This window comes from Agrobacterium sp. S7/73, assembly GCF_019355535.1.
Lineage (GTDB): Bacteria > Pseudomonadota > Alphaproteobacteria > Rhizobiales > Rhizobiaceae > Agrobacterium > Agrobacterium tumefaciens.
This window is the reverse complement of record NZ_CP072136.1, coordinates 2,945,234-2,964,456: the sequence shown is the minus strand read 5'-3', so window position 1 is coordinate 2,964,456 and position 19,223 is coordinate 2,945,234. Positions and strand designations below refer to the sequence as shown.

Here is a 19,223-nt window from a genome sequence, read left to right as displayed (position 1 = left end):
ATGCGCAGTGTGGTTTCTATGGTTTGCATTGCATTGTCTCTGGGCCTCTTTGGTGTGGCGAACGAGGCCATGGCGCAAGGCGCTGCCAAAGGCGCAAGCGGCCTGCCTTTGCCGCGTTTTGTCAGCCTGAAATCCAAGCGCGTCAACATGCGCATCGGACCCAGCACGGATTATGCCGTTTCCTGGATGTATATGAAATCGGGAATGCCGGTTGAAATCATTCAGGAATATGAGAACTGGCGGCGCATCCGCGATGCCGATGGCACGGAAGGCTGGGTTAACCAGGCGCTGCTCTCCGGCGAGCGCACGGCCGTCGCCGCGCCGTGGATGCGCGGCAAGGGCAAGGATGTCTACGTGAACATGCGCCGCGACGCACAGTCGGGCGCCTCCGTCATCGCCCGGCTGGAGCCGGGTGTCGTCTTCAGGATCGGTGAATGCAACGGCGACTGGTGCCGCGCCGAGGCCGGTCAGGCCTCAGGCTGGGTATCGCAGGGTGAAATCTGGGGTGCTTATCCCGGCGAGGCCTTTAAATAAGGCCGTTTTTCTCGCCCAGCGCCTTGAGCGATGACATCGGACGCGGCCCGACCTGCTGAATGACGGCAGCAGCAGCAAGGCAGCCGAGTTTGCCGCAGTCTTCCAGAGACCGATCCTGCGTGTAACCGAACAGGAAGCCGGCGGCGAAAAGATCGCCGGCACCCGTTGTGTCGACCACGTCATATACTGGATAGGCTTCTACCTTCACGCGTTCCGTGCCGCGCAGGATAACGGCACCTTCTTCGCTCATCGTTACCGCTGCGATCTTGCAATCGGCAGCGATTTTCGTCAGCGCCAGCTCGAAATCGTCGGTTTCATAGAGCGAGAGAGCTTCCTGCTTGTTGGCGAAAACGACGTCCACGGTGCCGGAACGCATCAGGTCGAGAAATTCTTCGCGGTATCGGCCTACGCAGAAACTGTCTGAAAGCGTCATGGAGACTTCACGGCCGTTCTCATGCGCAATGCGGGCGCAATCGCGAATGGCATCCTTGGCGCGCGGCGGATCCCACAGGTAACCTTCGAAATAGGTGACCTTCGTGTTCGCCACGACGTCTTCTTCTACATCTTCCGGACCGAGATCGACGCAGGCGCCGAGATAGGTGTTCATCGAGCGCTCACCGTCTTCCGTGACGAAGATCATCGAGCGGGCAGTCGGCGGAAACGTGCCTTCCGGCTTCGTTTCGAAATAGACGCCCTGCGCGCGGATATCGTGCTGGAAGATTTCGCCGAGCTGATCTTCGGCCACCTTGCCGAAATAAGCCGCCCTGCCACCGAAATTCGCCACGCCCGCCGCCGTGTTGCCCGCACTTCCGCCGGAGGCCTCGAGAGCGGGTCCCATCAGCGAATAAAGCAGTTCGGCCCGCTCCGCGTCGATGAGGTTCATCGCGCCCTTGGTGATGGCGTTATCATTGAGGAAGCGATCATCACAACGGGAAATGATGTCGACGATGGCATTGCCGACAGTCAGTACGTCGAATTTCGTCATAGGCCCTATCCGGTTTGCAGGGTGCACATTTTTGAACGGTCTTAAACAATTCTGGCGGCAAGAAAAGCCCAAAGGGAAAATATGCGGTTCTCCACCAGAGACAGAAACGCGTCATGTGCCTGTAATGTGGTTAAGCTATCACTCCGATCAGAGCAAACGGTGCGTGAATACGGACCAGAATGGAAGACATGAGGTCTTCTGGCTCACCCGTTATCTCCGTCACGGATGTACTGACGGCGTATAACGGATATGACAAAAGGCGGGGGAAACCCCGCTTTTTCTTTTGGTCCCCCTTTGCTGCGCCTCTTTCTAGAGTGCCGCAAGCGGGTTTTCATTGTAGACGGTACTCGAAAAACCGACCGCAGCGCCACTTGATCCAGTGAACGGTTTTGAGTGGCTTTCTGCAAAAATACCTGACGGAGCTACGTCGCATATTGAATGAAACATCCGGGTGCAGCGTTTTCGCGATTCCATTCCCTTGGAAAAGGCTCTAAAGCGGAGTATCTCCCGCAAAAGCCGCGAAAGCTCTCCCTCCATGTCTGCCGTTGCCGCGAACGTCGCTCCGATTTTCATTCTTATCCTGATCGGCTGGCTCACCGTCAAGGCCGGCTTGTTCAGAGCTGATGCCGGTGAGATTCTCAGCGATTTCGTGTTCAAGATCGCCGTGCCGACTTTGATCTTCCGCACTCTTGCGGAGGCGAATTTTCATGGCGCATCGCCCTTCCGGCTGTGGCTGACCTATTTCGCCGGCGTGGCCGTAACCTGGACGGTTGGGCATATCGTCACGCGGTACATCTTCAAGCAGGATAGTCGCATCGCCGTCATAGCCGGCATATCCTCGGCCTTCGCCAACAATATCTTCATCGGCCTGCCGCTCGTAGGGCGGTCCATCGGGGATGAGGGGCTGGTCGCCCTCTCCATTCTGCTGGCCATCCATCTGCCGGTCATGATGATTGCCGGTACCATCCTGATGGAGAACGCCACTCATAAGGCGGTGGGCGGCGAAAAGCGCAGCATGGCTTCTGTCTTCAGGCAGGTCGGCCGCAACCTCATCACAAATCCGCTGGTGATCGGACTTTTCATCGGGCTTTCGACCAATGTTTCAGGCGTGACGCTCACGCCCATCCTCAAGACCGTGGTTGATCAGATCGCGTCCATGGCGGGACCGGCAGCGCTCATCTCGCTCGGTATGGCGCTGACGAAATACACCATTCGCGGTAATCTGGGGATTGCCGTCACCATGACGGTTTTCAAACTGCTGCTTCTGCCCGCCTGCGTGTGGGCCATGGGCCATGCTCTCGGCCTCAGCCGGGAATGGACAGCTGCCCTCGTGCTCACCTCGTCGGTGCCGACAGGGGTGAATGCATGGCTGATCGCCAACCGCTTCGGCATCGGCCATAGCGTTGCGGCTTCCACAATCAGCATTTCCACGGCGACCGGTGTTCTTTCCGTGTCGCTATGGGCATGGCTGTTGAGCTGATGATGCTCGAATTGCTTACTTCTGGGCGCTCAGGATCTTGAAGCGCGCGTTGCGGCATACCTCGGCGCTGGTGCGGAATTCCGCCGCCAGAACCGGCTCATAGGGCATGCCGCGATTGGCGACCATCAGCAGCTTTCCACCGTTGCGAAGCGCGCCGGCAGCCGTCTTGATAAAGGCCTGACCGAGAGCGGGTTCTGCCGCCTGTCCTGCCGCGTGGAAAGGCGGGTTCATGATGATGAGGTCGTATTTTTCTTTCGGCGGCTCGTTTGCAAGGTCCTGCCAGAAGAAGCGCGCCGTCAGTCGCGGATTGTTTTCAAGAAGATTGGTCTTGGCGAATTCGAGCGCGTTCCAGTCCGCTTCGAAAAGATCGATACGCGCCGTGCGCGGCGATTTTTCCGCCAGCATGACCGAGAGATAACCCCAGCCTGCGCCGAAATCGGCGGCGTTGCCGTCGAAGTCGGTCGGCAGGCGCGACGCGAGCAGCTCCGAGCCATCGTCCACGCGGTCATGCGAGAACATGCCGGGCATGGCGGTGAAACGGCCAGCAACCGTAACGGAATGTTGCGCGAGTTTCGACACGGCAGATGCAACGTCTTCCGGCCGTTTGAACCAGAGGGCGACGCCGTGGTACTTCGGCGTCGATTCCGCCTCGATGCCAAGCTTTGCCAGCGTCTTGCGCAGCGTCAGAATGCCGTCTTCCTTCGATCCCGCCGCCACGATCAACCCACCCGCCTTAACGCGCGAGAGCGCTTCAGCGACGCGGTTTTCGTTCTCGCCGCGATGTTTGCCGCAAAGCAGCAACGCCGCATCGTAGTCCTCGCCGGAAATATCCGGGGTGACCTCTGCGTTCTGCGCCTGAAGAGCCCGGTAAAGCGGTCGAAAATTCTGAACCGAGACGATGTCAGCGTTAAAACCGTCTAGCCGCGGGCCGGCTTCCGCTCCCAGAAACAGAACGCGCTCGCCCTCTTTCGGCAAGTCGAGCATCTCTGCGGCAAAGGGATGGAAAAGGGTTTTAACAGCATCACGGCTCATTGGAGCGTCCTCAAGATGGAATAGAAAAAAGGCGCGGGCAAAACCCGCGCCTCGATAGGGTCTGGCGAGGCTGCCTTACTCGGCAGCGGCTTCGCCATCTTCCTTCTTCTTGTCTGCGGCAACTTCCTTGCCGGTTGCCTGGTCGACAACCTTCATGGACAGGCGAACCTTGCCACGCTCGTCGAAGCCCATAAGCTTGACCCAGACCTTGTCGCCTTCCTTGACGACGTCGGAGGTCTTGGCGACACGCTCGGAAGCGAGCTGCGAGATGTGAACGAGGCCGTCGCGGGCGCCGAAGAAGTTGACGAAAGCGCCGAAGTCAGCGGTCTTGACGACCGTACCTTCGTAGATCTGGCCGACTTCCGGTTCTGCAACGATCGAATGGATCCACTTGCGGGCCGCTTCGATTTCCTTGCCGGAAGCAGAAGCGATCTTGACGGTGCCGTCGTCTTCGATGTTGATCTTGGCGCCGGTCTTTTCGACGATTTCGCGGATGACCTTGCCGCCCGAACCGATGACTTCACGGATCTTGTCGACCGGAATGTTCATCACTTCGATGCGCGGTGCGAATTCGCCAAGCTGGCCGCGGCTCTCGGTGATGGCATTCGCCATTTCGCCGAGGATGTGCTTGCGGCCACCCTGTGCCTGCTCCAGAGCGATCTTCATGATCTCTTCGGTGATACCGGCGATCTTGATGTCCATCTGCAGCGAGGTGATGCCGTCGGCAGTACCTGCAACCTTGAAGTCCATGTCGCCGAGGTGATCTTCGTCACCCAGGATGTCGGAGAGAACCGCAAAGCGCTCGCCTTCGAGGATAAGGCCCATGGCGATACCGGCAACTGGCTTGGCCAGCGGTACGCCAGCGTCCATCAGTGCAAGCGAGGTGCCGCAAACCGTTGCCATCGACGAAGAGCCGTTGGACTCGGTGATTTCGGAAACGACGCGCAGCGTGTAGGGGAACTGTTCCGCAGTCGGCAGCATCGGACGGATAGCGCGCCATGCGAGCTTGCCGTGACCGATTTCGCGACGGCCCGGGGAACCCATACGGCCCGTTTCACCGACCGAGTAGGGCGGGAAGTTGTAATGCAGAAGGAAACGTTCCTTGTACATGCCGGTCAGGCTGTCGACATACTGTTCGTCTTCGCCGGTGCCGAGCGTCGCAACAACGATCGCCTGGGTTTCACCACGGGTGAACAGCGCCGAGCCGTGCGTACGCGGCAGGATGCCAACTTCCGAAACGATCGGACGAACGGTCGACAGGTCGCGGCCATCGATGCGGCTCTTGGTGTCGAGAACGTTCCAGCGAACGATCTTCGCCTGAAGGTGCTTGAAGACAGCGCCGATTTCTTCAGGGCTATACTTCGCTTCGCCTTCTTCCGGCAGGAAGTGAGCCTTGACCTTCGCCTTTACGGCGTCGACGGCAGCGTAACGGGCAGCCTTTTCGGTGATCTTGTAGGCGGTGCGCAGTTCGGTTTCGGCAAGGCCGAGCATTTCGTTTTCGAGCGCGGAGAAATCTTCCGGTTCGAATTCGCGCGGTTCCTTGGCGGCAACTTCAGCGAGCTTGATGATCGCGTCGATAACCGGCTGGAAGCCGCGATGGCCGAACATGACGGCGCCGAGCATGACGTCTTCGTTGAGTTCCTTGGCTTCCGACTCCACCATCAGGACGGCGTCCTGCGTGCCGGCAACAACCAGATCCAGAACCGATTCATCCATCTCATCAAGATGCGGGTTCAGAACATATTCGCCGTTGATGTAACCAACGCGCGCGCCGCCGACCGGGCCCATGAAAGGGATGCCAGACAGTGTGAGCGCAGCGGATGCGGCAACCATCGACAGAACGTCCGGGTCATTTTCGAGGTCGTGCTGAATGACCGTTACGACAACCTGCGTGTCGTTCTTGTAGCCTTCAGGAAACAGCGGGCGGATCGGGCGGTCGATCAGGCGCGAAACCAGCGTTTCCTTTTCCGACGGACGGCCTTCGCGCTTGAAATAGCCGCCGGGGATCTTGCCGGCTGCGTAGGTCTTTTCCTGGTAGTTCACGGTGAGCGGGAAGAAGTCCTGTCCCGGCTTCGGAGACTTTGCGGAAACCACCGTCGCAAGAACCATCGTCTCGCCGTAGGTTGCGATGACGGCGCCGTCAGCCTGACGGGCAACCTTGCCTGTCTCGAGCTTCAGCGGGCGGCCAGCCCATTCGATTTCCACGGAGTGTTTATTGAACATATCTTGTCCTTGTTTGTGTATGCCCGCCTTGCGAGGGGGCAACGAACGACGCAATCACGGGCAAGACAGCCGGAGGCTTTCAAGGTGCAAGCATCCGGCAATCCTGCCCCATGACAGGTCTGCGGTTGAAAAGGCTGCACCGGCCCATCCGGGGCTGCCTTATCGTCCGGGGCCACATCTATGGCGAACGCCCGGAAATTGAAGATGACCTTCAAAAGGCCAGATATAAAAACCGGCGGGTATCGTTGCGAAACCCGCCGGATAAGGTTTTAGCGGCGAATGCCGAGAGCACCGATCAGCTTGCTGTAACGGGCTTCGTCCTTCTTCTTCAGATAGTCGAGAAGCGAACGGCGGCTCGAAACCAGCGTCAGAAGGCCACGACGGGAGTGGTTGTCCTTCTTGTGGTCCTTGAAGTGACCGGTCAGGTTGTTGATCCGCTCGGTCAGAATAGCGACCTGAACTTCCGGAGAACCGGTGTCGCCTTCGTTCGTTGCATATTCCTTGATGAGGGCGGCTTTGCGCTCTGCAGTAATCGACATCGGACGATCCTTTCTATTTTAAGGAAAAATGGGACGCCTAGAGCCGGGATGTCGTCCAGCTCTGGCCATTCGGCAGCATAGGCAAAGCCCAAGCTGGCGCTGCCTATAAACTATTCCGGGTACAATTGAAAGAGGCGATTGACGGCGCCCCTCAAGGCTCGTCTCAACCGAAAACGCGCTTCGGCCGGAATTCGCCCTCGCCGATCTCGCCGATGGCAATGAGCTTGCCATGCGCAGTGGCATAGGCCTCCGGGTGATTGGCCGGCGCATCACGACCGCGCAGCAGGATCGGATTGCCCATCTTCAGCCGGTGTGCCTGATCATCATTGATGATGAGGTGGGGAAGGGATGAAAGCGCTTCCGCCGTGTCGATCAGAAAAGCATCGAGCGCTTCAAGCCGCTCGTCGCGGTCTTCGATGGCTTCGAGCGCCGTCAAGGTTTCGAGCGGTACCATCATGTCCTCGCCGAATGGCGCGACCATGGTACGGCGCAATTGCGAAATATGACCGAAACAGCCGAGATCCCGGCCCATGTCGCGCGCAAGCGCCCGCACATAGGTACCCTTGCCGCATTCCACTTCGAAATGCGCTGTGCTGGCGTCGGGGCAGGCGAGCAGCGTCAGGCGGTGAATTTCCACCTCGCGCGCGGGAATCTCCACCGTTTCGCCTTCACGCGCCAGATCATAGGCCCGCTCACCGGCAATCTTGATGGCGGAAAACTGCGGCGGCGTCTGCATGATCACGCCGGTATAATTGGGCAGAATATCGCGGATCGCCTGTTCGTCCGGGCGCTGGTCGGAGGAGTTGACAACCTCGCCTTCCAGATCGTCGGTTGCGCGTTCTTCACCCCATGTGACGGTAAACTCGTAGATTTTCCGGCCGTCCATAACGTAAGGAACGGTCTTGGTGGCGTCACCGAGTGCAATCGGCAACATGCCGGACGCCAAGGGGTCTAGCGTTCCGGCGTGACCTGCCTTCTGGGCGTTGAACAGCCATTTGATCTTGGAAACGGCTTCGGTTGAGCCGAAATCGAGCGGCTTGTCGAGAATGAGCCAGCCCGAAATCGGGCGGCCCTTGGGTTTGCGGTTCTGCTGTTTGCGTGGTTTGGACATGCTTCAGTTCTGTTCGTCGTCTTTTTCGTTCGAAGGTCCCAGATCGCGCTGCACCTCCGGTGACCGCAGGAGTGCGTCGATCTTCTGGTAGTTGTCGAAACTCGTATCGTCGCGGAAACGCAGTTCCGGCATGTACTTCATCTGCCGCAGCTGCGGGCCGAGGCGGCCGCGCATGAACTTGGCATGGCGGTTGAGCGCCGTGATGATGTCGGTATGATCCGCAACGCCAAGCGGCGTCACGTAAGCGGTCGCGATCTTGAGATCGGGAGACATGCGCACTTCCGAAATGGAAATGACGGTGCCTTCGATCAGATCGTCGCGGACTTCGCCGCGCTGGAGAATCTGGGTCAGTGCGGCGCGCACCTGTTCGCCAACACGCAGCATGCGTTGCGAAGGGGCCGATGATGTAGCTTTTGCCATGGGTAATGCCTCAAACGGAGCGAGCGCCGGTGAAGCCGGCGCCCGACAGAAAAGTCCTGTTTTGCGGCGAGACGCTTAGAGCGTTCTCGTGATGTGTTCGACGCGGAAGCACTCGATGGTGTCGCCGGCGCGAATGTCTTCGTAATTCTCGAAGGCCATACCGCACTCCTGACCAACAGGCACTTCGTTGACTTCGTCCTTGAAGCGCTTGAGGGTCTTGAGCTTGCCTTCGTGGATGACGACGTTGTCGCGCACCAGACGCACACCCGCACCACGTTCCACCTTGCCCTCGACGACGCGGCAACCCGCGACCTTACCGACCTTGGTGATGTTGAACACCTCGAGAATTTCGGCATTGCCGAGGAAGGTCTCGCGACGTTCCGGCGAAAGCAGACCCGACATCGCCGCCTTCACGTCATCCACCAGATCGTAGATGATGTTGTAGTAGCGGATTTCGATACCGGCGCGTTCGGACGCCGTACGTGCCTGTGCGTTGGCGCGAACGTTGAAGCCGATGATCGCGGCGTTCGATGCCTCGGCAAGCGAGATATCCGATTCCGTGATGGCACCAGCACCAGAGTGAACGACACGAGCGCGGACTTCGTCTGTGCCGAGCTTGTCGAGCGAAGCGATAATGGCTTCGACCGAACCTTGCACGTCCGCCTTGATGACCAGCGGGAATTCCTTCAATCCCGAAGTCTGCAACTGGCTCATCATCTGTTCCAGCGAGCCGCGCTGACCGGTCTGACGGGCAACAGCCTTGTCGCGTGCCAGACGCTGGCGGTATTCGGAGATCTCGCGAGCACGACCTTCGTTTTCGACAACCGCAAAACGGTCACCGGCCGAAGGCGTACCGGAAAGGCCGAGGATTTCGACCGGCATGGCCGGACCGGCTTCCTTGACGTGGTCGCCCTTGTCGTTGACGAGCGCGCGCACACGGCCCCACTGATCGCCGGCAACGATGATCTGGCCGGGCTTCAGTGTACCCTTCTGCACGAGAACGGTCGCGACGGCACCACGTCCACGGTCCAGCTCGGCTTCGATGACCGTGCCTTCCGCAGTGCGGCTTGGATCCGCCTTGAGATCGAGGATTTCCGCCTGAAGCAGGATCGCTTCGAGCAGCTTGTCGAGGTTGAGCTTGTTCTTGGCCGACACTTCGACATCAAGAACTTCACCACCCATCGATTCCACGAACACTTCGTGCTGCAGCAGCTGCTGGCGAACCTTTTCAGGGTTTGCCTCGTGCTTGTCGATCTTGTTGATCGCAACGACGATCGGAACACCGGCCGCCTTCGCATGGTTGATTGACTCGATCGTCTGCGGCATCACGCTGTCGTCGGCTGCAACAACCAGCACGGCGATGTCGGTTGCCTGCGCACCACGGGCACGCATTGCCGTAAAGGCGGCGTGGCCGGGGGTGTCGATGAAGGTGATCTTCTGACCGTTCTTTTCGACCTGATAGGCGCCGATATGCTGGGTGATGCCACCGGCTTCGCCAGCAACGACATTCGCCTGACGGATAGCGTCGAGCAGCGAGGTCTTGCCGTGGTCGACGTGGCCCATGATGGTCACGACCGGCGGACGGGAAACCATCTCGCCTTCATCGTCAGCCTTGTTGAAGAGGCCCTCTTCAACGTCAGATTCGGAAACGCGCTTGACCGTATGGCCGAATTCGACCGCGATCAGTTCCGCCAGATCGGCGTCGATCACGTCGCCCGGCTTCAGCATCTGGCCTTCCTTCATCAGGAACTTGATGACGTCAACGGCGCGCTCGGACATACGCTGCGACAGTTCCTGAATGGTGATGGTTTCCGGCAGGATGACTTCGCGCAGAACCTTTTCGCGGGTTTCCTGCATCTGGCTGCGACGGAATTTCTCCTGGCGGCGGCGCATGGATGCCATCGAGCGGCCACGCGGCGTACCATCTTCTTCCAGATTGGCGGCGGTCACGGTCAGCTTGCCACGACGGCGCTCTTCTTCGGTCTTCAGGCGGGCTGCAGGCTTGGCCGGAACCGGAGCCACGACCTTGCCACGAGCCGGAAGGCTGCTGCCACGACGGACTGCGCCGCGATCGTCCTCGTCGTCGCCACCGGTGCGGCGTCCACGGGGAGCGGCGGCATCGGGCGTGGCGGGAGCGGAACGGGGAGCAACAGGCTGGGGACGGGCGTCAGCGCGTGGCGCCGGCGCAGCGGCCGCAGCCGGCTTTTCGCCGGACAGATCGGATTTCGCTTCCGTAACAGGCTGGCTCGCAGCGATCTTTGCCGCAGCAGCCTCTTCGGCAGCGCGGTTTTCGGCTTCGATCTTTTCAGCGGCGATGCGTTGTTCTTCTTCCACCTTGCGGCGGGCTTCGTCTTCGGCGCGCTGCTTGGCTTCGATAACATCGCGAGCCTGCGCTTCTATCAGCGCACGGCGGCGGGCTTCCATCTCGCCTGCGGACAGGTCGTGCAGAACGTTGCCACGCGGACGGTCAGGCTGGCGCTGCTGCGGTGCGGACGAGCCGGGGCGCTGCTGCGAATGGGAAGAACCCGGACGCTGCTGTTGGTTGCTCGGCTGTTGAATGCGTTGCTGTGGGGCCTGCGGACGCGGTGCCGAAGGGGCAGGCGCTGCCGGCTTCGGCGCCGGAGCTGCCGCCACGACAGGCTGAACCGGCTTCTCGTCTTCGGGACGCAGGGGGCGGCGCTTGCGTGTTTCCACGACAACCGCGTTGGTGCGACCTCGACCCATGTCCTGCCGCACGGTGCCCTGATTCATCCCGCCCGGTTTCAGGGTAAGAGTCTTCTTGGCCGGCGCATTGAGTGTCTTGTCGTCGTTGTTGTCGGTCATTCCGTTCCCGTTCCTACGGACGAGAACCGGATGACATCCATCAGGTCTCGTCGTTCAATTGCTGCATCGGAACGCGGCGGCCGTTCATGTTTGGCAACCGCGTCATTGTACTGTCCGGGCAGCGTCGCGTTCCGCCTCAGGCTGACCGCCAAGGCGGTACTGCTTAAGCATCTTTGCGCGCTTCACTACACCCTCACCCGCCTGCCCCGCAAGCGCGCAAGCATGGATAAAAGCATTCTGGCCCATCAACTCGTCCATTTCGGCTTCGCTAAAGAGCCGGAAGGACGGAATTTCATTGCCGGCATCGCTGCCGAGCTCCCAGGCCTTGCGGGCCTGGTCCAGTTTTCGCACGCCGTCTGCTGCGGCATCAGTTGCGTGGAACACGGCAATCGCATTCCCCGAACGGACGGCGGCATCGACTTTCGTCGCGCCGCTGATGAACTGACCCGCCTTGCGCGCCATGTTCATCATTCCGGCAAGTTGCTGCGACATCAGCCGGTCGAGAAGAGCGAGAAGCTCCGGCCCGGCCTTGACGTCGCGTTTGAGTGCCCGTGCGAAGATCTTCTTCGCGATGGCTTTCTCTATCAGGGCGCGCTCCGGCTTTACCCAGCATCCGCGCCCCGGCAATTGGCGTTTCAGGTCCGGAACGACGTTGCCGTCCGGCCCTGCGACGAAGCGGATCAACTCGTCTGGAGATCCGCTCTGCCTTGTCACAATGCACATACGTCCATTGACGTTGCCTTCCAGCCGCCCGTCCTCATCGGTTTCGGGCAGCTCGTCCGGCTCATGCACCTGCGATGTCATTCCTGTTCGGCGGTATCCGCCTCCTCAGTAGCTTCCGCATCGACTTCCTCTTCGGAAGCCAGATCCTCAGCCGTGATCCAGCCTGCCAGAAGACGGGCCTGCACAACCATGTTCTCAGCTTCGACGCGCGATACGTCGAGCTTGGAGAAGATGCCTTCGAACTTCTTCGTCTCGCCGTCCTTGCGTTCGCTCCAGCCGACCAGATCGTCTGCGGCGCAACCGGCAAAGTCCTCGATGGTCTTGATACCGTCTTCACCAAGGGCAACCATCATCTGCGAGGTCAGGCCTTCGATCTGGCGCAGCTCGTCGGCAACGCCGAGTTCCTTGCGCTTGGCGTCCATTTCGGCTTCCAGGCGTTCCAGATATTCGCGGGCGCGGGTCTGGATTTCATCGGCGGTGTCATCGTCGAAGCCGTCGATCGAGGAAATTTCGCCAAGATCGACATAGGCAAGTTCTTCAACCTGCGCGAAGCCTTCGGAAGCCAGAACCTGACCAACCATCTCGTCAACGTCGAGGGCGTCCATGAAGAGTGCCGTGCGCTCGTTGAATTCCTTCTGGCGACGCTCGGATTCTTCCTGCTCGGTCATGATGTCGATATCCCAGCCGGTCAGCTGCGATGCCAGACGTACGTTCTGGCCGCGGCGGCCGATGGCGAGCGAAAGCTGCTCGTCGGGAACCACAACTTCGATGCGTTCGGATTCTTCATCCAGAACGACCTTGGCCACTTCAGCGGGCTGCAGAGCGTTGACGATGAAGGATGCCGGCTCCTGGCTCCACGGAATGATGTCGATCTTTTCGCCTTGCAATTCGCCGACAACGGCCTGAACGCGCGAACCGCGCATACCGACGCAGGCGCCGACCGGATCGATCGACGAGTCGTTCGAGATGACGGCGATCTTGGCGCGCGAACCGGGGTCACGGGCAACCGACTTGATCTGGATGATGCCGTCGTAGATTTCAGGAACTTCCATGGTGAACAGCTTCACCATGAACTGCGGATGTGTACGCGACAGGAAAATCTGCGGGCCACGCTGCTCGCGGCGAACGTCGTAGACGTAAGCGCGTACACGGTCGCCATAACGCATGTTTTCCCGCGGAATCATCTCGTCGCGACGGATGATGCCTTCGCCACGGCCCAGATCGACGATGACATTGCCGTACTCGACGCGCTTGACGGTGCCGTTGACGATTTCGCCGATGCGATCCTTGAACTCGTCATACTGACGGTCGCGTTCTGCTTCGCGCACCTTCTGAACGATGACCTGCTTGGCGGACTGTGCGGCGATACGGCCGAAATCCATCGGCGGCAGCGGATCGGCGATGAAATCGCCGAGCTTGGCGTCCGGGTTGCGGTCGCGGGCAAGTTCGAGCGGAATCTGGGTCGAATAGTCTTCGGCCGTCTCTACCACTTCCAGAAGACGCTGCAGGCGGATTTCGCCGGTCTTGGAGTTGATGTCGGCGCGAATGTTGGTTTCCGAACCATAGCGCGAGCGGGCGGCTTTCTGGATAGCGTCGGCCATTGCGGCAAGCACGATTTCGCGGTCGATGACCTTTTCGCGCGCCACAGCGTCGGCGATCTGCAGAAGCTCAAGCCGGTTAGCACTCACTGCCATTTTTTTGTCTCCGTAAGTCGCATAATTGCGGGGATCACCCGTTTTCCGGGCTTTTACGTTGGAATTAGTCTTCGTCTGCTTCGTTTTCGTCGTTCTGGTTTGCGGCGGCGGCCTTTGCCGCCTTGTCTGCCCGCAGCGCATCACGAATAAGGTCGTCCGTCAGAATGAGCTTCGCATCTGAAAGCGCGCTGAACGGAATGGTGACTGTCGGTTCGTCGCCATAGGCGATCTGGTCGCGTTCCAGCTTGAAGCCGTCCGCATCCACCTCGACGATCTTGCCGCGAAACCGCTTGCGGTTTTCGACCAGAATGGAGGTTTCGGCCTTCACCAGATGGCCCTGCCAACGGGTGAAATCCGACTTGCGAACCATCGGCCGGTCGATGCCGGGCGAGGAAACTTCGAGATGATACGCCTTATCGACCGGATCTTCCACATCAAGAACCGGTGAAATCGCCATTGACACGGCTTCGCAGCCCTCGACGGTCATGGTGCCGTCTTCCCGCTCGGCCATCACCTGCAGGGTCATGCCGTTCTGGTTGGAGAGCCGCACGCGCACCAGAAGATATCCCATGCCCGTCAAAACAGGCTCGATGATTTCGGCGATGCGCTGGTCGATTCCCGTTTCGGTTATCAGTCGCGGTTCATGTACGGTGTCTGCCATCTGGCCTTCCGGTCTTTAGATTTTCACCGGGCGCTCAGCCCGTGGTTTCCGGTTCGCCTAACGAAAAAGAGCGGAGCCTTGCGGCCCCACTCTTCATCAAGCGATCAAGAATTTCAAAGGTCATATAGACCCATCAGGGCAGGATTGCAAGGTTTTCGCGGGCAGGGCGCTTCAGTCACGGCTGCGGCCACATTTTCACCTTCACCGTGTCGGAAAGGGTGGCATGATTTCCGGCACTGTCTATAGTTGCCGTTTGACAAATCGCAGTTGCATCAAGTGGACTGATCGTGCCTGACCGTAAATCGCCACTCGCGCCTTTAAGGCATTTGACTTACAGACGAATCTGGATCGCGAGCCTTGCCTCGAATTTCGGCGGTCTGATCCAGGCGGTTGGCGCCGCGTGGATGATGACCTCGCTGTCGAGTTCCGAAAACATGATAGCGCTGGTACAGGCCTCCACCTCGCTGCCGATCATGATGTTTTCGCTGATTTCAGGCGCACTGGCCGATAGTTTCGACCGCCGCCGCATCATGATTTCCGCTCAGATCCTGATGCTGACGGCTTCCGTGCTGCTGACGGTTTTTGCCTGGTCCGGCTGGCTCACTCCGTGGTTGCTGCTCTTCTTCACCTTCATGATCGGCTGTGGCACGGCGCTCAACAATCCGTCTTGGCAGGCGTCCGTCGGCGAAATGGTGCCGCGTGAGGATCTGCCCGCCGCCGTGACACTGAACAGCGTGGGCTTCAACATCACCCGCAGCGTCGGTCCTGCGATCGGCGGCATCATCGTCGCTGCCGCTGGCGCTGCGGCTGCGTTTTTCGTGAACGCGCTCAGCTATTTCGCCCTCATCTACGCGCTGGTTCGCTGGCAGCCGCCCAAATATGCCTCAACCTTGCCGCGCGAGCAGCTTCTTGCCGCCATATCGGCCGGGATGCGTTATGTGGCGATGTCGCCGAATATCGGCAAGGTTCTGGTGCGTGGCTTTCTCTTCGGACTTTCCGCCAGCGCCATCCTGGCGCTGATGCCGATCGTTGCCCGCGATCTGGTCGAGGGTGGCCCGTTGACCTACGGCGTCATGCTGGGTGCGTTCGGCGTCGGCGCTATCGGCGGCGCGCTCGTCAGCGCCAGACTTCGCGAGGTTCTGTCCAGCGAATGGATCGTACGTGTCGCCTTTTTGGGCTTCGCCTTCAGTTCCGGCGTGACGGCGGTCAGCACGAACGCGATCGTAACCTCGCTTGTTTTGACTATTGCCGGTGCCTGCTGGGTTCTGGCGCTTTCCCTGTTCAATACCATCGTCCAGCTTTCTGCCCCGCGCTGGGTGGTGGGCCGGGCGCTGTCGCTTTACCAGACGCTGACCTTCGGCGGCATTGCCGTCGGCAGTTGGCTGTGGGGCGAGCTGGCGGAAGATTACGGTATTTCCTATTCGCTTCTCGGTTCGTGCGTGCTGATGCTGCTGGGCGTCGTCGTCGGCCTCAAACTCGCCATGCCCGCTTTTGCTTCACTCAATCTCGATCCGCTCAACCGTTTCGTCGAGCCGCCGCTAAGGCTCGATATCAAGCCGCGCAGCGGGCCGATTGCCATTCTCATAGACTATGAAATTCATGACGAGGATCTCGGCGAATTCCTGCCGTTGATGGCCGAGCGTCGCCGCATCCGTCTGCGCGATGGCGCGCGCAACTGGAACCTGATGCGTGATCTGGAAAATCCAGATATCTGGACGGAAAGCTACCATGTACTGACATGGGTGGAATATGTCCGCCACAACCACCGCCGCACTCAGGCGGATGCGGAAGCCTGGGACCGGCTGCTGGCCCTTCATCGCGGCAAGACACGGCCCCGCGTGCACCGGATGATCGAGCGGCAAACCATTCCGCCGACCGACGATATCTTCCACAAGCCGCATACGGACCAGCATTGAGAGACGATAGGGCTAAGTAGTGGTGACGTCATGCTCGGGACAAGCCCGCGCATGACGGAGGAGAGGTTTTCACACGTCGCCAGTAAGCTGCTATTTCAGCTTCGCTTTCAGCGTAGCATCGGGAAAGCAGGTCGGTGACAGTCCGTTTTTCGCCTGCCAGTCGCCCAGTGACCGGCGTGTCTTGAAGCCGGCCAGCCCGTCCGCCTTGCCGACATCATAGCCCTTGGCGACCAGTGCCTTCTGCATGGCAAGAACGTCGGAGCGCAACATCGATCCGACATTGCCCCATTCGCCCTTGAACGGCCCCGCCCCATGGGAGATGCGGTCGGCGAGATTGCCGATGAACAGCGCGTAGAGATCGGAATTATTGTATTCCTTGATGACGTAGAAATTCGGCGTCACCACGAATTCCGGCCCGTGCCGCCCGGCCGGCACAAGCATCATGCCGTCGGCGGAGAGGTCATTGGATGGAAAGGCCTTTCCGGAAATGCGGGTGATCCCCATCTTCGCCCACGCACTCACCGGCCGGGCAAGATCCGGGCCTTCCTGGGCGCAGGAGACGTTGCCGGGTATAGACACTTCGAAGCCCCAGTCGCGATCCCTTTGCCAGCCTCTCTGCGAAAGATAGTTAGCTATGGATGCCAATGCGTCCGGCACGGAGTTCCAGATATCGCGGTGGCCGTCGCCATCGAAATCAACGGCATATTTGAGATAGCTCGACGGCATGAATTGCGGCTGACCGAGCGCGCCTGCCCAGGACCCCATCATGCGCGAGGCCGCAATATCGCCGCTTTCGACGATCTTCAGCGCATCGATCAGCTCGGTGCGGAACATCTCCTTGCGGGTCGACATATAGGCTTTCGTCGCCAGCACATCGACAACCGAATGCGGCAGTTTCGCACGGCCGAAACCGGATTCGCGGCCCCAGATCGCCACGACGACATCGCCGGGCACGCCATATTTGGCTTCGATCCGGCGAAGGGTGGCGGCATGCGTCGCGGCCAGAGAGCGGCCGGTGGCGGCAAGCCCCTGCAATCTTTTTTCGGAGAAATAAGCGCCGGGCGATGAAAATTCGGCCTGGCTCTGGCTCTGTTCCTTCGGCGGCTTCTGGCCGGGGATGACGAGATCAGGCAGACTCCAGTTGATGGAAAGGCCGCTCAGCGCAGCCTCCAGCGTCTTTTGCGAAATTCCCGCCTTGCGCGCTTCCGGCCAGATTTCCTTTTTCAGCCATGCATTGAAATCGGCATCGTACCGGGCAGCAGCGGCACCTGTCGGCGCGGATTGCGCCAGAGCGTCCGTTGCTGAAAAAACGGAAAGAATGGCGGCCAATGCCTTGAGGCTTTTCCAGGAAAAGTGGAGGCCGGTTTTCCGTCTGGAAATGCGCCAAAACAAAGAATCAAATCGGTTTCGCATTCGGTCTCCTCTTCGAGTGACGGACAGGGAAAGAAGGCGTCAGATCGTTGTGCGAGCGCGCAGCGCCGCCGTCAATGTGCCCTCATCGAGATAGTCCAGCTCGCCGCCAACAGGCACGCCATGCGCAAGCCGGGTGATCTTGATGCCGAGATCGGCCAGGCGGTCGGTGATATAATGGGCTGTTGCCTGTCCCTCCACCGTCGCATTGACGGCGATGATGAGCTCGCGAATACCGCCGGCGCTGACGCGATCGATCAGTCCCTTGATGTTCAGATCTTCCGGCCCGACGCCATCGAGCGGCGACAGCGTGCCACCAAGCACATGATAGGCGGTATTCATGGCGCCTGCTCGCTCCAGCGCCCACAGATCCGACACGTCTTCTACCACGATGATGACCGACTGGTCACGTCTATCATCGGCGCAGACCGTGCAGGGATCGATGGTATCGACATTGCCGCAGCACGAGCAGATCTTCACCTTGTCATAGGCTTCACCCATCGCGTGGCCCAGCGGTCCAAGAAGCTGTTCCTTCTTCTTGATGAGATGCAGCGCCGCCCGCCGCGCCGAGCGAGGCCCAAGCCCCGGTACTTTTGCAAGCAGCTGGATCAGTTTTTCGATTTCGGGACCGGTGACTCGTTTTGCCATGAGCGCTTTCTACTGCATAAATCGGGAAACGGGAATCATGAAGCGCGAAGGGCAGTCCATGAAAATACGGGCAGTGTGCCGGGGCGAGGCGAAGGCCTTGCCGGGAAAGACGGCGAAGACGGGTATTTTCAAACATGCCGTGCAGGGCGCGGTGATGGTCGATGCGCAAGGCATTGTCAGCGACGCTGTCTGCAATCGTAAACATCACGGCGGGCCGGATCAGGCGATCTACGCCATGGGCTCCGCGGATCTCGATTTCTGGTCGCGTACGCTGGGTTTTGTGGTTGAGCCCGGATTTTTCGGCGAAAATCTGGTTCTGGAAGGTGTCGATAGTGCAAAACTGCATGTCGGCGACAGGTTTTCAGCCGAGGAAGTGGTGCTGGAAGTGACCGCCGCCCGCATTCCCTGCGCCACCCTGTCAACCCGGCTCGGCGATCCCGGCTTCGCGCCGCGTTTTCGGCAGGCGGGTCAGCCGGGCGTTTATTGCCGGGTTCTGAAAGGTGGAATGCTCAGCGCCGGTGAAGGCATTGCTTTCGAACCCTATCAGGGAACGAAACTGCCCATACCGGTCATTCTCCAGCGCTTCCGCCCCATGCAGCTTACCAGGGACGAACGTGCCGCATATCTCGGCACCCCGCTTGCGAGCCGGTTCCGCGCCATGCTGGAAGTCTGAATTCGTAAGAATATCAGAACGGCAGCTTCATGCCGGGCGGGATCGGCAGGCCAGCCGTGATTTCCTTGGTCTTTTCAGCGGTGATGGCCTCGGCGCGCTCCTTGGCGTCATTGTGGGCGGCGACGATCAGGTCTTCGAGAATTTCGACGTCGTCTTCCTTGAAGAGAGACGGATCGATCTTCAGGCCCAGCAGGCTGCCCTTGCCATTCAGCTTCACGGTGACGAGACCGCCACCGGACTTGCCTTCGACTTCAAGCGCGGCGATATCCGCCTGCATCTTTTCCATCTTGGCCTGCATTTCCTTGACCTTGCCCATCATGCCCATGATGTCGCGCATGTGCCAAACTCCTG

General features: G+C 59.7%; 17 protein-coding genes. 4 read left to right on the top strand and 13 right to left on the bottom strand.

All coding sequences use genetic code 11. From position 1 onward, the window contains the following. A complete protein-coding gene (locus J5276_RS14705; RefSeq protein ID WP_003514268.1) occupies nucleotides 1-534 on the top strand; it encodes an SH3 domain-containing protein in 534 nt (177 codons plus the stop codon). Here the strand turns inward: J5276_RS14705 and J5276_RS14700 are convergent. Next, nucleotides 527-1,519, bottom strand: coding sequence for an adenosine kinase (locus J5276_RS14700; RefSeq protein WP_112154845.1), 993 nt, complete (start codon nucleotides 1,517-1,519; stop codon nucleotides 527-529). The two genes, J5276_RS14705 and J5276_RS14700, sit on opposite strands and share 8 nt — an antisense overlap. 535 nt (nucleotides 1,520-2,054) lie before the next feature. Between J5276_RS14700 and J5276_RS14695 the strand changes: the two genes are divergently transcribed. After that, a complete protein-coding gene (locus J5276_RS14695; RefSeq protein ID WP_013635221.1) occupies nucleotides 2,055-2,999 on the top strand; it encodes an AEC family transporter in 945 nt (314 codons plus the stop codon). 15 nt (nucleotides 3,000-3,014) lie between these two features. On the opposite strand, the gene J5276_RS14690 is transcribed toward J5276_RS14695, so the two are convergent. From J5276_RS14690 to rimP, 9 genes are all read right to left on the bottom strand, one after another. Further along, complete coding sequence (locus tag J5276_RS14690; RefSeq protein WP_003514275.1) at nucleotides 3,015-4,031, bottom strand: class I SAM-dependent methyltransferase; 1,017 nt, start codon at nucleotides 4,029-4,031, stop codon at nucleotides 3,015-3,017. 75 nt (nucleotides 4,032-4,106) lie between these two features. After that, entirely contained in the window at nucleotides 4,107-6,254 is a 2,148-nt protein-coding gene (pnp, locus tag J5276_RS14685; RefSeq protein ID WP_003514278.1) for a polyribonucleotide nucleotidyltransferase, read from the bottom strand. Nucleotides 6,255-6,523: 269 nt separating this feature from the next. Continuing rightward, nucleotides 6,524-6,793, bottom strand: coding sequence for a 30S ribosomal protein S15 (rpsO, locus tag J5276_RS14680; RefSeq protein ID WP_003514294.1), 270 nt, complete (start codon nucleotides 6,791-6,793; stop codon nucleotides 6,524-6,526). Between the two features lie 163 nt (nucleotides 6,794-6,956). After that, entirely contained in the window at nucleotides 6,957-7,904 is a 948-nt protein-coding gene (gene truB / locus J5276_RS14675; RefSeq protein ID WP_038489324.1) for a tRNA pseudouridine(55) synthase TruB, read from the bottom strand. Between the two features lie 3 nt (nucleotides 7,905-7,907). Continuing rightward, a complete protein-coding gene (gene rbfA, locus J5276_RS14670; protein WP_003507167.1) occupies nucleotides 7,908-8,324 on the bottom strand; it encodes a 30S ribosome-binding factor RbfA in 417 nt (138 codons plus the stop codon). 75 nt (nucleotides 8,325-8,399) lie between these two features. Beyond that, the gene (gene infB, locus J5276_RS14665) at nucleotides 8,400-11,147 is read right to left on the bottom strand and encodes a translation initiation factor IF-2 (protein WP_003514296.1); all 2,748 of its coding nucleotides are present in this window, start codon (nucleotides 11,145-11,147) and stop codon (nucleotides 8,400-8,402) included. 102 nt (nucleotides 11,148-11,249) lie between these two features. Next, nucleotides 11,250-11,951, bottom strand: a complete 702-nt coding sequence (locus tag J5276_RS14660) for an RNA-binding protein (protein ID WP_003514297.1) — start codon at nucleotides 11,949-11,951, stop codon at nucleotides 11,250-11,252. Continuing rightward, complete coding sequence (gene nusA / locus J5276_RS14655) at nucleotides 11,948-13,564, bottom strand: transcription termination factor NusA (RefSeq protein WP_003514298.1); 1,617 nt, start codon at nucleotides 13,562-13,564, stop codon at nucleotides 11,948-11,950. Before nusA ends, J5276_RS14660 begins: the two co-directional genes overlap by 4 nt. Nucleotides 13,565-13,628: 64 nt before the next feature. Beyond that, entirely contained in the window at nucleotides 13,629-14,225 is a 597-nt protein-coding gene (gene rimP, locus J5276_RS14650; RefSeq protein ID WP_003514299.1) for a ribosome maturation factor RimP, read from the bottom strand. Nucleotides 14,226-14,512: 287 nt separating this feature from the next. Here rimP and J5276_RS14645 point away from each other — a divergent pair, with 287 nt between their 5' ends. After that, a complete protein-coding gene (locus J5276_RS14645; RefSeq protein ID WP_076843882.1) occupies nucleotides 14,513-16,141 on the top strand; it encodes an MFS transporter in 1,629 nt (542 codons plus the stop codon). 90 nt (nucleotides 16,142-16,231) lie between these two features. Here J5276_RS14645 and J5276_RS14640 read toward each other — a convergent pair whose 3' ends face one another. Then, the gene (locus tag J5276_RS14640; RefSeq protein WP_370647620.1) at nucleotides 16,232-17,470 is read right to left on the bottom strand and encodes a lytic murein transglycosylase; all 1,239 of its coding nucleotides are present in this window, start codon (nucleotides 17,468-17,470) and stop codon (nucleotides 16,232-16,234) included. A gap of 123 nt (nucleotides 17,471-17,593) precedes the next feature. Next, entirely contained in the window at nucleotides 17,594-18,199 is a 606-nt protein-coding gene (gene recR, locus J5276_RS14635) for a recombination mediator RecR (protein WP_003514308.1), read from the bottom strand. Between the two features lie 37 nt (nucleotides 18,200-18,236). Here recR and J5276_RS14630 point away from each other — a divergent pair, with 37 nt between their 5' ends. Next, nucleotides 18,237-18,872, top strand: a complete 636-nt coding sequence (locus J5276_RS14630) for an MOSC domain-containing protein (RefSeq protein WP_065688453.1) — start codon at nucleotides 18,237-18,239, stop codon at nucleotides 18,870-18,872. Nucleotides 18,873-18,885: 13 nt separating this feature from the next. Here the strand turns inward: J5276_RS14630 and J5276_RS14625 are convergent, their stop codons facing one another. Then, entirely contained in the window at nucleotides 18,886-19,209 is a 324-nt protein-coding gene (locus J5276_RS14625; RefSeq protein WP_003514318.1) for a YbaB/EbfC family nucleoid-associated protein, read from the bottom strand. Between the last annotated feature and the right edge of the window lie 14 nt (nucleotides 19,210-19,223).

Coding starts and splice junctions, on each gene's coding strand:
- recR (WP_003514308.1), bottom strand. CDS start 18,199: ATGGCAAAACGAGTCACCGGTCCCGAAATCGAAAAACTGATCCAGCTG.
- truB (WP_038489324.1), bottom strand. CDS start 7,904: ATGTCCAAACCACGCAAACAGCAGAACCGCAAACCCAAGGGCCGCCCG.
- nusA (WP_003514298.1), bottom strand. CDS start 13,564: ATGGCAGTGAGTGCTAACCGGCTTGAGCTTCTGCAGATCGCCGACGCT.
- J5276_RS14630 (WP_065688453.1), top strand. CDS start 18,237: ATGAAGCGCGAAGGGCAGTCCATGAAAATACGGGCAGTGTGCCGGGGC.
- rbfA (WP_003507167.1), bottom strand. CDS start 8,324: ATGGCAAAAGCTACATCATCGGCCCCTTCGCAACGCATGCTGCGTGTT.
- rpsO (WP_003514294.1), bottom strand. CDS start 6,793: ATGTCGATTACTGCAGAGCGCAAAGCCGCCCTCATCAAGGAATATGCA.
- J5276_RS14700 (WP_112154845.1), bottom strand. CDS start 1,519: ATGACGAAATTCGACGTACTGACTGTCGGCAATGCCATCGTCGACATC.
- J5276_RS14695 (WP_013635221.1), top strand. CDS start 2,055: ATGTCTGCCGTTGCCGCGAACGTCGCTCCGATTTTCATTCTTATCCTG.
- rimP (WP_003514299.1), bottom strand. CDS start 14,225: ATGGCAGACACCGTACATGAACCGCGACTGATAACCGAAACGGGAATC.
- J5276_RS14690 (WP_003514275.1), bottom strand. CDS start 4,031: ATGAGCCGTGATGCTGTTAAAACCCTTTTCCATCCCTTTGCCGCAGAG.
- pnp (WP_003514278.1), bottom strand. CDS start 6,254: ATGTTCAATAAACACTCCGTGGAAATCGAATGGGCTGGCCGCCCGCTG.
- J5276_RS14660 (WP_003514297.1), bottom strand. CDS start 11,951: ATGACATCGCAGGTGCATGAGCCGGACGAGCTGCCCGAAACCGATGAG.
- J5276_RS14705 (WP_003514268.1), top strand. CDS start 1: ATGCGCAGTGTGGTTTCTATGGTTTGCATTGCATTGTCTCTGGGCCTC.
- J5276_RS14625 (WP_003514318.1), bottom strand. CDS start 19,209: ATGCGCGACATCATGGGCATGATGGGCAAGGTCAAGGAAATGCAGGCC.
- infB (WP_003514296.1), bottom strand. CDS start 11,147: ATGACCGACAACAACGACGACAAGACACTCAATGCGCCGGCCAAGAAG.